Raw genomic sequence first — 12676 nt, 5'->3', positions numbered from 1 at the left:
TATAAACCATTTTTCATAATATCGCATTCTCCTCCGCCTTAAAGCCTGTGTAATTTCTGTGTAACCAAGATAAGGAAGAGGTCATTTCTTAAGTAATTGGAAATTATAATGGAAAAACTTAAAGAACGCTGGATTGATTTTTGTCAGGTTATTTTGGACCCATGGACTTTTATCCTTATTCTTGTAACCATAGCTTTACTATATTTTTCAATATCTCCTCTGGTGGAGAAAACTGTATGGATTTCATCAGCGCTAAATATTTTAAGTAGTCTGTCTTCTGGGATCATAGGAGCTCGAATATATAAGCGGTATGAAGAAATTACTAGCGACACCATAGTTATTAAAATTGGAAGAGTTTCCATTGATGCACTTAAATTGTTATTGAGCAATATTTCCGCTTTAGAGGATCGTGTTATCACTTTTTTGCGAGAAAAATCTCAAGATATTGAAACAAACAGAAATTATAGCGAAATTATAAACTTATGCGGCATGTTAGAAGAGGAAGCTGTAAATTCTATTCAAAACTGGAAAAATATCATCCCAAAAGATGCACTCAATAAAGAGGATGAGGATTTAAAGCTGGGTATTATAACGAAGCTAAAGAAAAAGATTGAAGGGCACGAAGCTGATCTTAAAAAACTCAGTTCAGAAGCTGATAAATCTAGCTCAGAGCATCACTGTGAAATTTCCAGATTAAAGAACGAGATTGTAAATCTTCAGGAAGAATTATCACGTAACAAATATCATTCAATATATAACAATAACTTATTCGACTTAAATTCTTCGCCTAATCCTCTAACAATTCCAACCCCTGGAGTTTCAATCCTCAATAATAGTAATTTACCCTCTAATACGTCAAATCTGAACATTGATAACTTATTCAATTTGAAACAGAAGTGAGCGGTTTCAACCAGAATTCCAAAGGAAATGAAACAGCTGATTCTGAAATAATCACTTTTAATATTTCTAACAAGGTTTTCCGCCTTTTTCTATATCCGAGAAATATTTGACATAAATCTTTATGTACTCTACCACTACAGGGTAGAGCATACAGTAATCACTAATCTCATTATGGGTTAGCACCTCTTCCTCTATTTTATTGGTAAGAAATACAAAGACTTTTTTATACTCTTTCTCTGTGTTTCCAAAATTTTCTTTATGAAAATATTGTGCTTTCCCTAGAAAACGTAATAAAAAAGAAAGCTGTGCACAAGAGATGAGCACACGATTCCTACCTATTTCAATAAGCTCTGGAGTTGGATTGGTGTAAGACAGAGTCAATAATTTGGGTTCAGTCATGAGTACAAGCTGTTTAATAACACTTCCAACTTGATAGGCTCTAACTCCAGAAAAAAATTCAGGAGAATCAATCGCCATAATCTGGCAGGTTATCTTATATATTACATCCAAATATTTTACTACATATATTATTTTATGCTCTTTAATTTTTAAATTTTCCCCGAGAGCAATACATTGCCTCAACGAATTTGTTGCGGCATGCCATTTTGAACTAGTATTATCTTGACTAGATATAAGATTGGTCGCATTATCAAAACTGTTTTTTATTTCATTTAGAAAAGCTTCAGATTTTTTATAGACTGAGTTTTTCCAATACAACCAGATCTGAAAAATAAGACCTAATGAAAGCCCAAATGAAATAATATGAGAGAAAAAATTATTCATAGATTTTTAGTTATAATCCTAGCGTTGTATTTTCAAGCCTCAATGATAGATTTTATTTTCTTTCCTTAAAAATATTACGTTCTGCCACAAAAGCATCAATTTCTTCATAGGAAACATGCCTTATTCTATCTCCCTCTTGCACAACAAGATAAGTGCGAGTTTGTTTCGCAAGTTCAGCTGCCCGGAGAAATGCCTTATGTAGGGCTGGACCTAAAACATCATGTATTGAAGGAATTGGTTCTTGATTATCTTTCATTGATTTTTTCCTGAATTTCTTTCCAAACTGCCGGTTGGTATACTCTCCATGATTTATCCAGGCAGTTATCAGCTACTAATCTTGTATCTCCATAGCTATTGTCATAAACCTCTACCTTATCAGCCAATGGAGCATAACGGGTAAAGAACATCTTTATCCCTTTATTGTAGCGACGAATTATATCAGGCTGCGACACATCATGCCCACCTTGAGAAACGAGTTTGACTCGGTCAATAGCGACTTCAGCTGATAGTAAATACAGAAAAGCCAGACTAATCTCGTAACCTGCATCACGACACCGTTCTAAAGTGCGAATATGTCCTTGACCAGCGCTCGTCGTTTCAAAAGCAAAATGTTTGCGCTGTTCAATCAGAGTGTGTAATCGTTTTAACATTAAGCGTCCGGCCTCAATAGCAACAGAGGAAGCATTTAGTGGTGATAAACCTCTGGCTATCTCATCCGCATTAACAAATTCACGCATATGCAGAAAATCAGGTAACAGCGTCATGGCGGCAGTGGTTTTACCAGCGCCGTTCGGACCTGCAATCATAATTACGCTCGGTTTCATTTATGCTCCTTCCCCAGCATTATTATATCGCCGCTCCAAAGCATCCATTGCCTCTTGAATATGCTGGCCATTCTGATGGCTATACCGCACCACCATCTGTAGAGTCTTATGCCCTGAAATCCGTTGCACCGTTGGCAAATCAACCCCAGCTTGCACCAAATGGGTAATCGCAGTATGCCGCAAAGTATGCCTCACTATCTGTTTGACATCGAGCCCTGCCTCTGCAACCACGCGGCGGAAAGGCTTTTCGATATTCACGCAATAGCCAGTTACAGAACGTTTGGAAGGGAACAGCCATTCTTGCTCTTCTCCAACCCCTTCCAGATAAAGCTTTAGGGCATTCGCCAAACGCTGAGTAATCGGCTGCTCCCTAGCACCTGCTTTAGCTTTAGGGATATAAATCATTTTTCGCCCTAAATCTATATTCTGCAATTTAATCGACAAAATTTCCGTCTTACGCATAGAGGTTTCAAGGCCAATCATGGTAAATAGATAAATATGTGGTGACGGGTCTCGCTTAGCTACCTCCAACAGGCGCTTAATTTGTTCAGTGGTTAGGTAAGTAATACGCCCCTGACCTTCAGGCAGTCTTTTAATACGACATGGTGAATGTTGCAGCCATTTCCACTCCAATGCCTTATTTAGCAAATGCGAAAGTGTAGCCAATTCACGATTTACTGTGCCTGGCTTTGCACTATTTGCCAACCGCTGTTTTTTATACAGTTCTACATCAGAACTATCAATCTGTGATAAAGGCTTTTCGTTAAAAAATGGAATCAGATGTAAATTCAAACGATAATTCTTTTTTTCTAAATCTTTTCCAGCTTCCTGTTTCAATTTAGCCAAATATTTTTCCGCCGCCTCTTTGAATACCAAACTATTCTTACGACCTTTAGGAAGACTCAACCGGCCATGTCGGGCATCAGTGCGTAATTTAGCAATCAGTTCCTCCACCTGTACTCGAGTGACACCTTCAGATTCTTTGCCTACCACACGATGGATGCGCTGACCATCCACCATGATATTAACCGTATAGCGGCCATCACCATTAGCTAAACGCTCAAAAGTAATACCGTGTTCTTCCAATTTTTGCTTTACGCTTAATTTACGCTGTTTCAAGCGGGTTATTTTTTCGAATTTGATTGCCATAAATCCCTCATCACTTCCGATAGTTCTGGGTAATTCTCAGGTTTCTCCACTTTTTCACCCATTGTCTCTACTAGCTCGCGTATATCACTGAAAGGTCTACGACGCGAAACAACCTCATTCAATATTTTCCAATGTTGACGCAAATGCTCTCGTATAACGCCAGAATATTCTAGCATTGGCCACCAGCGTTCACCTGTCACTTGCCCTTTCTCATCTTTTACCTCAACCCGAAAATACTTCCAAAAATACTGTGTGAGCTTGATAATTTCCCACAAACGATACTCATAATCATTGAGCAAGTCAGGGAAACACATTGCAAAAGCGACAAACCGATCTGACTCTTCTTCACTCCAAATTTGTAGCAGCGCTTTATCCAGAGTAATTTTTTGCACCTCATGATCTTCAACAAAGAACACTGCGTCAGGAGATGGATATAATGGCACCATTTCCACTGTAGTTTCCTTAGCTGCTTTTTCAATTAAACCCTCGACCAGACTAGATACAGTGCGACGTTCAAGCCGAGATAAAATTTCAGCGGCAAAACGAAGTTTTGAGTTCAGGCGTGCTTGCAGGATTTCAGTACGATTCAGCTTCCCACCTGCACCTTTCTTTCTAGCCATATTATTCTCCTCTTTAAGAGTTCTACTCTGTTCTAAAAATATCTACTTTTATCCGACCCATAAATGTAATGTTGTAAATTACATTATAATCTATTAATCTATTTTATCATAACTATTTCCTAAATACAGGAGCATATAATCATGCAAACCCCTTCCCTTGCTTCTCCCAGCATCATGATGTTCCCAGATGGCCGCTTTAATACCAAAAATGCTGCACTCTATTTAGGGTATACAGAAAAAACCCTGGCCATGATGCGCAGCGAAGGCACAGGACCACGCTTTATCAAGCGGGGACGTGTTTTTTATTACAAAGAAGATTTAGACCAATGGCTTAATGAACGTGGTCGGCTTTTAAGTACCGCCCAAAGTTTGCAGCAAAAAAATATCGCGAGATGAATAACTTACGGAAAAATCACTATGGTTAATAATAATTTTGAGATTAATAGACTCAGGCACCTATATTACCAGACTTACCAAACCTTGCCCTATCCCAGCTATTATCAAGAGCTTTTGCACTTTCCCAAAGTAAACCCACTATCTATCACAGCTGATATCCATAGCTTGCGCTTTACGCATCGCCTAAAAGGACAGTGCTTATTTTGCAAAGAACATCCCAGTCGTTATAACTTGAGCTTTTGCTACCAACGAGAAGTCTGGGTAATGTATTCAAAGCCTTGTCAATTCAATGAAGCTATGGCGCTCGCCCAAGCTGTTCAAGCCAGTGGCGCCGGTAAAATTCTTTTAGTACTAATTGCAATATAGGATGGAAAAAAAATATGATGACTCATCCACCCGTAATAGAACTCCCGGCAATAACTGAATCTAGCGCCTGGGATGAACCAATACTTTTTAATGAACTCGAAACACCCAAAATTCCAGCGAACCTTTTACCTGGCGTTTTTGGTGAATTTGCCTCCGCTTTAGCTTGCACTACTGAAACTCCAGAAGCCTTATCCGTGATGGTCATTCTTGGGGTCTTATCGGCCTGTTTAAGCAAACGCTTCGTTGTTTCCCCGATTCCAGGTTGGCAGGAGCCAATAAATCTTTATACACTGATCGCCCTGCCCCCAGCCAATCATAAATCGCTGGTGCTGGCGCAATGCACCAAGCCTTTAATCGATTGGGAAAATGCACAACGCCTTCTCTTGGAAGGGAATATCAAGCGTCTGTCTTCAGAACGTAAAACTCAGGAAAAGATTATTGAAGGACTGCGTTTGAAAGCCGCCAAAGCCAATGATATCGCTGAGCAGCAATTGTTGATTGCAGAGATTTCCGCCAAAGAAGCGACACTCACCGCAGTGCCGCCCTTGCCTACTCTATTTATCAACGATGTCACTCCTGAATCTCTGGCATATTTGGTGCATGAACAAGGCGGGCGACTGGCAATTTTTTCCGATGAAGGCGGCATTCTGGAAACATTAGCTGGACTTTATAGCAATGGTCTAGCTAATGTCGATATTCTACTGAAAGGGATTGACGGCGGTGAAGTACGCATCAGGCGCAAAGATTCTAGCATTGCGCTTAATCCGTTTTTAACGGTAGTGCTGACTGTTCAGCCCAGCATCATCCAAAGCATGAGTGAAAAGCGCGCTTATTTCGGTAACGGGGTGCTGGAACGGTTTTTGTATGTGCTGCCCAAAAGCAAGCTGGGATACCGAACGCATGATAAACCACCTATCCCACCATCCATACAAAATGCATATCATGCCGAAGTGACTGGTTTGCTAAACAAATACGCCCTAGATGCTCAAAACAATTCCGTTGCTGCACTGACTTTATCTGATGCAGCCCTTCAATTATGGCGCGCGTTTCAATCCCACATTGAAATTCAACTAAGACCTGAAGGGAAACTGAGCAATTGCCAAGGCTGGGGAGGGAAAATTTGCGGTTATGCTTTACGCATTGCTGGCTTATTGAAGGTGGCACAACAGGAACGGGAGATCAACTGCATTTCAGAAAACATCATGAACAATGCGCTTGAAATTGCGGCTTTACTCACCGAGCACGCCGTTGCTGCATTCAGCCTGATGGGAGTAGATCAAGATATGGAAGATGCCAAAGCTATTTTTCATTGGTTGCGGGAGCGGACTAATCCTAATTTCACTCAGTCGGAGATTACTTTAGCCATGCGCGGTAGGAAGTTAGGCAAAGCCGAGCGGTTATTGAAGGGATTACGAGTATTGCAGCAGCGCAATATTATTAGTCAAGCGATTAAACTGCCAACGCGTAAACCAACTACTTTATACTATATCAATCCGCAATTATTTTCTTAACATTAAAAAATATTTTTAAAACTTCAGAGGTGCCTGAAAAAGTGAAAATTGTGAAAAAAGTGTTCTCAGCAATAACAATTTTCACATTTTTCACTTTTTCAGGGGGATTGCTTGTTAACGATTTTAAATCTTATCACTTCGCAGCTTTCGCATCAGTGAAAATAGTTTCATCTAATTCCAGTTTTTTTACCTCTAAAGCTCGCAAACACTGCAGAAAAAAAATCGTACTGAATGTGCCTCGGGAAAACTTATTTTTTATATTTGCTTCACTTTCCACCACCCCAATATTCGCAAGTTTTATTTTTAAATCACCATAGCTCATGCCCCGCTTGGCAAGTTCAACTCTAAGCAAGTTTGATGCCGCTTTAGCCCAGAACGTTTTCTTATTTGGCATAGTAACCCCTAATTACACTAATCCTTTTATGCAACTTAGCATAAAGTTTTGCAGGGTCAAAGATGATTGATTTTTGGTAACTTTTTAGATATTATAGTAACTAATATATTACTAAATGCGCGGCGCCCGTTTGCTCCAATCCTAATTCACTGGATCACTTAGGCATCTCGCATAACCATCATATCAATTTCAGGAGTCTAACAATGAGTAATGGCACTAACCATTCCATGATTTTACAAACCCAAATTCAAGAATCCCTGAACGAAAACATTCTTAAAGCTAAAACATTAATAGATTTAGTGATCGTGAAAGAGCTGCTGGATTGTCCTGCAACGCTAATGTATTACTATTTTGCAGCCATCAGCGATTTCCTTCTCGAAGCTTCTCTTTTGAGCGAATCTATTCTATCCAGCTTAATAAAAAGTAATATTCCTCATCTACAAGGAGAACCGCGATGAGCATAAGCAATCTACGGGAATGCGCTCAAGAAATGGCTAAACTTATTAGTGAAATTAATCAACTCACTGAATTAAGCTTTCGTGATTACAATTCTGGGCAACAACAACTTTCAACTCTGCGATCGAAATTATCCAGCTTAAAAATATACGCTAATGAAATTTTAGATGAACTGGAATTTTGGCATAAAATTACATCTCAATTTAAACATGATCTTTGTCTTTTCTTCCTAGCCGGTATGGGTGTATTTATAGGGATTTTTTTTAGCTTCCATTTTTTGCGACACTGAAAATTAAAGCACTCTCTGTTGAAGAGCGTTAGCTCTGTCAACAGAGAGTGCGATCACGCTACTGATAAGCTGTTGAAACAAAATTACTTTATTCTGATTTTCAACAGTGAATAGTACCCTGAATAAAAAGTTGAAAAAATCAAATCAGAATAACTCAGAACGTTTTGGTATTTGTTTGTCATTAAAATTCTGATAAATTAATCGGTATGCGTCGTATCTGCCCGACTCAAAATGGCAGTAAAAACCCAGCAAAACAACCGTGATGAATGCTGGTATCTTTTGTGAGAAAGATATTCATCACACTCCTCACGCAGTTGGTGAGAATTCTACTTTACAACTCAAATAGTGTTTTGTTTAGCACTATTTTCTACTTTATCCATGAGCGTAAATACCACAGATTATATTTTCTGTAATTTACGTATCATCTGCTGGCCTGGCGTTAGGTATTGATTTTAATATCTGCACCACAAAAGGTTCAGTGGTTCTACTATACTCAAGCCGATATAGCATGATTTTCGGCTCTTCTAAAATCATCTGCATGAATCAGGCATTGTTGCCTGCTGTTTTGCTGTGTGTTTACAACACTTGGCAGAACCGTAACCGCATGTGGTAGAAAGCTCCCTCGTTGGCAGCGGGTAAATCCCCTTTCTAATCTGAGCTCCCCTGCAGTCCTAAAGTGGGGTTGACTGATGCGCAATGCATCATCTGGTAACAGAACTGTAACTATGGCGGAAACGTTGTAGGGCAGTGTCGGTAAAACACTTACGTATTGCCAAATAAAATTGAATTAAGGAATTTAGCATGAGCTGGAAATCAACTTTACAAGCAGTGTTGAAGGCGAATAATAAAACCGCTGCTGTCGGTGGCAAAGCGGTAAGCTTTGCCACCCAGGATGCCCGCCAGGAAATTTTATGGCGCGGGTTTAAAGAGTTGCGCGAATTAGGTTATAAACTCGATGATGTTCGTGGTTTTAAAGAACGGCATATCATTGCTTTGGGTCATGCTTGGGAAGCCAAGAAACTATCCGCCTCGACCATTCAAAACCGCATTAGCACATTCCGAGTATTTGCAGAGTGGATAGGCAAGCCCGGGATGATCCGTAGTTCAGAAAATTATGTTAAACACCCTGAAAGCGTAACACGTCATTTGGCTGCTCAAATAGATAAAACCTGGAGCAGTCAGCAACAGGATTTAAAACATAAACTTGATATCATCCAAGCGCAGGATAAATTTATTGCCCTACAGCTAGAATTGCAACGTGCCTTTGGTTTACGCATGAAAGAAGCTGCTTTGCTAAAACCGCACGGAGCAGATAAAGTGAATTATCTTGCAGTCAATTGGGGCACTAAAGGCGGACGGGATCGTATTATCCCCATTACCACGGAATACCAACGCACCGTATTAGCGCAGGCAAAAGCTTTGATAGCTAATCCTGCCCATTCGATGGTTCCGACTCAATACAACTATAAACAATGGCGTAACCACTATTACTATATCTGCAGGCAGCATGGCATCAGTCGCAAAGACGGCATAACCAGCCACGGATTACGCCATGAAAGGCTAAATGAGCTTTATTTGGATATTACCGGCCAGGAAAGTCCAATAAAAAATAGTAGCAACCATGCAAACCCACAACTGGACCAGGTAGCGCGCCAAGAAATAGCTGAAGTTGCGGGCCATAGTAGACCAGCAATTGCCAGTGCCTATATTGGAGCACTCAATTAACGGGTGTGCAGGAGCCGGAGAAATGTCAAGGTTGCGCGCAGCGCACCCGCAGGGCTTGACCTTGACATTTTGGAGGCGACCCCACGCTATCACCAGGGTTGCAGAATCTTTTCTCTGCAACCCCTGCCCAGCGGCGAGCGTTAAAATTAAAAATTATTTTTCGTTCTAGAAACAGCACATCAAGATTACAACGGTTACAAACCTTCAAAGTATACATTTTTGTATGTTTTAACAGGTTTAAACCGTTATGAGCCTAACTACGCTATTAATGAATTGCTTACTCATGACCGATGGGATATTAATTGCACAGCCAGTACGGCCATTTCCAACCAATTTAGCAGACGCTTAGCGCATAATTGCTTTAAACATAAAGACCTGCTATCTTACCAGTAAGAATACTTACTAATAGTAAGTATTCTTACACCCACATACTTCCAAAGGGTCATAATCATGACATCAATTGCAACCACCCGCATGTCTTCAAAAGGCCAAGTTGTTATACCAGAAGAAATTAGAACGTCGATGAAGCTAAATCCAGGCGAGCAATTTGTAGTTTTAGGTGAAAAGGACGTTATCATCCTAAAAACTGTTACACCGCCCTCTTTAACTGAATTTGATGAGCTTATACAGACTGCCCGCAAGCAAGCGAAAAAAGCTGGCTTCAAGAAATCTGACGTTGCCAAAATCATTAAAAAAGCCCGCTCGAACACATGAAAATTGTACTAGACACCAATGTGTTAATTTCAGGTATTTTTTGGTCTGGTCCTCCTTATAAGATTCTCAAAGCTTGGCAGAACAAGAAAATTAAATTAGTTCTTTCCGAAGAAATTTTAAAAGAATATGACTTCGTTGCTAATGAGCTTGCAAAAAAATACCCTGCGATAGATTTAGCTCCCTTTATGGAGCTTTTGACAATACATGCTGAACTACATACCCCTGTTAAACTAAAAGAACAGATATCCAGAGATCCTGCAGATGACATGTTTATTGCATGCGCCTTAGCAGCAAAAGTTAAGATTATTGTCAGTGGCGATAAAGATTTACTAACTGTAACTGGCCTGAGGGAAATTGAGGTACTAAAGCCTTCTACATTTGTACAGAGATTTTTAGCTTCCGATTAAGATTGGGCCAATACTTGCGCTATATATTGTTTTCCGTTATTTTGTGCAAGTTTTGACACACATCTTATGGCTAAGTCTGTGTAATTCCTGTGTAATCGTGCAAAGAAAAATGGAGAATTCAGGGTATTTTTAGAGTATATTAAAGAACTTCAGCAAATACCAAACAGCAATAAAATCAATATATTAGAACAAAATGGGTAATTACAGAAAAATTTAAACAATTACTCATAATCCCTTGGTCCTAGGTTCGAGTCCTAGTGGGCCCACCATAGAATCAAAGAGTTAAAGTAAGCAGCTTAAAAAATATCAGAAACGTGTCGAATATGTGTCGAAGGTTTAAATAAAAAAACCAGCCAAATTATTAAAACAGTCAAGGAGGACTGAAATGCGTATATTCGCTTTAACTTTTTTCCTGTTAGTTAGCTTGTTACCGGCTAGCTATGCCTCACTCCCCCAAGACACTGCAAGTTTAACTTTATATACTACCGAACAAGCTGCCCAGAAACATTGTCCTGATGATGAAGTTGTTTGGCTTAACACCAATAGTGGAATTTGGCATAGTAGAAATGGACGATGGTACGGGAATACCAAGCATGGGTCTTATGCGTGCAAACAAGAAGCAGCCGCCGCAGGAAATAGAGCTAGTTTGAACGGTTAAAGGTTGGCCGGCTCAACCTAAAACTTCACGGTTTAATAAAATAGCATTAATAGCAATATCCTTTAACACCGTATTCTCAAACAGATCAGTTTCACCATAAATTAACAATCACGGATGGCAGCGATAGTATCCTGCGAAAATAATGCTGCCTCAGGAGCTAATTCATATTGGCTGATAAGAGCTAAACGGGTTATTTTAGATTTCATAAGGCTTACTCCAACTTGTTAATAACAAGCCAAAGCATGCCTTAAGATTTTTAAGAAATGTTGCAATTACAAAATTCCATTTGCAATTGCAAAAAGTGATGATAAAAAACTAAGCAGTGATTTCTTCTTCCAGCAATTCGAGAGCATCAGTAATTTTACGATCCAAACTTTTCATGCCCTCTATTTCTATACCCATGGCTTGCGCTTTTTCAAGAATGGATTGAGCTACTTGATAGGCATTTAGTTTATTGCCACGATTATAACGAGGTGAAGAATTCTGACCTTCTGCAAAATGCATTTGCACCAGAATGGCGATAGTTTTTAATAAATTACGACGCTCGCGGCTGGTTAGCGGAGATTCAGAAGTGGTTTTATTTTTTTGTATTTCTTTGTAAGGATAAATTGGTTCTCTGAGTACAGACTCTAACTCTTTTGAAGTTGCTGGCTGTTCTTTCCGTTCAGCTTCTTCACGTTTAAAACGCTCATTTACCATCTTCAATAAAAGTTTAGGCACACGTATTTCCTTTCGCATTGCCTCGCGAATCATAACAATAGGATGCAAACCTTCACTATAAGAATAAAATTCTGGATACCGCTCTCGCCAAGGAACAGAGCGCATTAATAAATAAGTTTTCTGCACTTCTTCAAATTCTGGAGGTACCTCACGATCATAAGGCCGCAATGATCGATGCTTTAGCGGATCAAGTCCATGCAGCAATAATACCCCTTCTTTCAACGACCAAGTTTCTTTTTTTGCCCACAATTTATAGTCAGGCTTATCCTTATTTTTCATTGCCCGCTCCTTCCAGCGTGTGCCTTCAAAAAAGATTGCCAGCACCAGCCAGGTGAAGGTGCCCAGTTTTCCCGCCGTCGCAGTAGGGCTGGCAAAGAGAAATTAATTTATTTATATCATGTTTTACTACATTTATCACACACTACCCGGTTATTCACGTGCATCGCCGAAAATTTATCATTATTGATTGCAATTCATTTTCTCACTACAAGTTAATCAAACTATACCAATCCAAGCGTAAAGACACCAAAATAAATACAATGAAATATGATGAGAACAAAGTTGTAAAATAGTGCAAAAAGTGTAGTTTTTTCAGAATTAATGGATGAACTTCCGGATTTTACTGTAAGCCCCTAATAATTCCATCCCATATTTGAATTTTTCTAGCGAATGTTTTCTTTATATAAATAAGGACTTATTGATAAACTGCGGCAGGAGAGAGGTGGGTTCTACTTCTTTGCGTCTGATTTTGTGAGCTTGATTGA

Annotated in this window: 17 protein-coding genes; 10 read left to right on the top strand and 7 right to left on the bottom strand. The window is 39.5% G+C overall.

Annotation, left to right across the window (positions count from 1 at the left end; translation table 11 throughout):
- The first annotated feature begins 108 nt into the window (after positions 1-108).
- Entirely contained in the window at positions 109-900 is a 792-nt protein-coding gene (locus tag VHE99_04065; protein HVV68201.1) for a TIGR04086 family membrane protein, read from the top strand.
- A gap of 66 nt (positions 901-966) precedes the next feature.
- Here the strand turns inward: VHE99_04065 and VHE99_04060 are convergent, their stop codons facing one another.
- Genes VHE99_04060 through VHE99_04040 form a run of 5 tightly spaced genes read right to left on the bottom strand, consistent with a single transcriptional unit; the run spans position 967 to position 4276 of the window.
- Positions 967-1683 (bottom strand): hypothetical protein, encoded by a 717-nt coding sequence (locus tag VHE99_04060; GenBank protein HVV68200.1) that lies wholly within the window; start codon positions 1681-1683, stop codon positions 967-969.
- Positions 1684-1735: 52 nt separating this feature from the next.
- On the bottom strand, positions 1736-1939 hold the full coding sequence (locus VHE99_04055; protein HVV68199.1) for a hypothetical protein: 204 nt from the start codon (positions 1937-1939) through the stop codon (positions 1736-1738).
- Positions 1929-2507: a zeta toxin family protein gene (locus tag VHE99_04050; GenBank protein ID HVV68198.1), complete on the bottom strand. Its 579-nt coding sequence runs from the start codon at positions 2505-2507 to the stop codon at positions 1929-1931. The genes VHE99_04055 and VHE99_04050 overlap by 11 nt, the downstream gene beginning before the upstream one ends.
- Positions 2508-3656 (bottom strand): site-specific integrase, encoded by a 1149-nt coding sequence (locus VHE99_04045; GenBank protein HVV68197.1) that lies wholly within the window; start codon positions 3654-3656, stop codon positions 2508-2510.
- Positions 3632-4276 carry a hypothetical protein gene (locus VHE99_04040; GenBank protein ID HVV68196.1) on the bottom strand — a complete coding sequence of 215 codons (645 nt, stop codon included), beginning with the start codon at positions 4274-4276 and terminating at the stop codon, positions 3632-3634. The genes VHE99_04045 and VHE99_04040 overlap by 25 nt, the downstream gene beginning before the upstream one ends.
- A 141-nt stretch (positions 4277-4417) precedes the next feature.
- On the opposite strand from VHE99_04040, the gene VHE99_04035 reads away from it, so the two are divergent.
- The 3 genes from VHE99_04035 to VHE99_04025 are packed head-to-tail and all read left to right on the top strand — an operon-like array spanning position 4418 to position 6549.
- Positions 4418-4672: a helix-turn-helix domain-containing protein gene (locus tag VHE99_04035; protein HVV68195.1), complete on the top strand. Its 255-nt coding sequence runs from the start codon at positions 4418-4420 to the stop codon at positions 4670-4672.
- Positions 4673-4693: 21 nt separating this feature from the next.
- Positions 4694-5038: a hypothetical protein gene (locus tag VHE99_04030; protein ID HVV68194.1), complete on the top strand. Its 345-nt coding sequence runs from the start codon at positions 4694-4696 to the stop codon at positions 5036-5038.
- Between the two features lie 14 nt (positions 5039-5052).
- Positions 5053-6549 carry a YfjI family protein gene (locus VHE99_04025; protein HVV68193.1) on the top strand — a complete coding sequence of 499 codons (1497 nt, stop codon included), beginning with the start codon at positions 5053-5055 and terminating at the stop codon, positions 6547-6549.
- A gap of 133 nt (positions 6550-6682) precedes the next feature.
- On the opposite strand, the gene VHE99_04020 is transcribed toward VHE99_04025, so the two are convergent.
- Positions 6683-6943: a DUF6471 domain-containing protein gene (locus VHE99_04020; GenBank protein HVV68192.1), complete on the bottom strand. Its 261-nt coding sequence runs from the start codon at positions 6941-6943 to the stop codon at positions 6683-6685.
- A gap of 203 nt (positions 6944-7146) precedes the next feature.
- Here VHE99_04020 and VHE99_04015 point away from each other — a divergent pair, with 203 nt between their 5' ends.
- The 6 genes from VHE99_04015 to VHE99_03990 all read left to right on the top strand — a co-directional run bounded on the left by VHE99_04015 (position 7147) and on the right by VHE99_03990 (position 11192).
- On the top strand, positions 7147-7401 hold the full coding sequence (locus VHE99_04015) for a hypothetical protein (protein HVV68191.1): 255 nt from the start codon (positions 7147-7149) through the stop codon (positions 7399-7401).
- Positions 7398-7688 carry a hypothetical protein gene (locus VHE99_04010; protein ID HVV68190.1) on the top strand — a complete coding sequence of 97 codons (291 nt, stop codon included), beginning with the start codon at positions 7398-7400 and terminating at the stop codon, positions 7686-7688. The genes VHE99_04015 and VHE99_04010 overlap by 4 nt, the downstream gene beginning before the upstream one ends.
- An 801-nt stretch (positions 7689-8489) precedes the next feature.
- A complete protein-coding gene (locus VHE99_04005; GenBank protein HVV68189.1) occupies positions 8490-9413 on the top strand; it encodes a phage integrase N-terminal domain-containing protein in 924 nt (307 codons plus the stop codon).
- Positions 9414-9863: 450 nt separating this feature from the next.
- Positions 9864-10127 (top strand): AbrB/MazE/SpoVT family DNA-binding domain-containing protein, encoded by a 264-nt coding sequence (locus VHE99_04000; GenBank protein HVV68188.1) that lies wholly within the window; start codon positions 9864-9866, stop codon positions 10125-10127.
- Complete coding sequence (locus VHE99_03995; GenBank protein HVV68187.1) at positions 10124-10534, top strand: putative toxin-antitoxin system toxin component, PIN family; 411 nt, start codon at positions 10124-10126, stop codon at positions 10532-10534. The genes VHE99_04000 and VHE99_03995 overlap by 4 nt, the downstream gene beginning before the upstream one ends.
- Before the next feature lie 385 nt (positions 10535-10919).
- Positions 10920-11192 (top strand): hypothetical protein, encoded by a 273-nt coding sequence (locus VHE99_03990; GenBank protein HVV68186.1) that lies wholly within the window; start codon positions 10920-10922, stop codon positions 11190-11192.
- 315 nt (positions 11193-11507) lie between these two features.
- On the opposite strand, the gene VHE99_03985 is transcribed toward VHE99_03990, so the two are convergent.
- Positions 11508-12191 carry a hypothetical protein gene (locus VHE99_03985; GenBank protein ID HVV68185.1) on the bottom strand — a complete coding sequence of 228 codons (684 nt, stop codon included), beginning with the start codon at positions 12189-12191 and terminating at the stop codon, positions 11508-11510.
- Positions 12192-12676: the final 485 nt, after the last annotated feature.

Source organism: Gammaproteobacteria bacterium, from assembly GCA_035546635.1.
Classification (GTDB): domain Bacteria; phylum Pseudomonadota; class Gammaproteobacteria; order JAURND01; family JAURND01; genus DASZWJ01.
The sequence above is the reverse complement of the archived record's forward strand: the minus strand, read 5'-3'. Positions and strand labels throughout refer to the sequence as shown.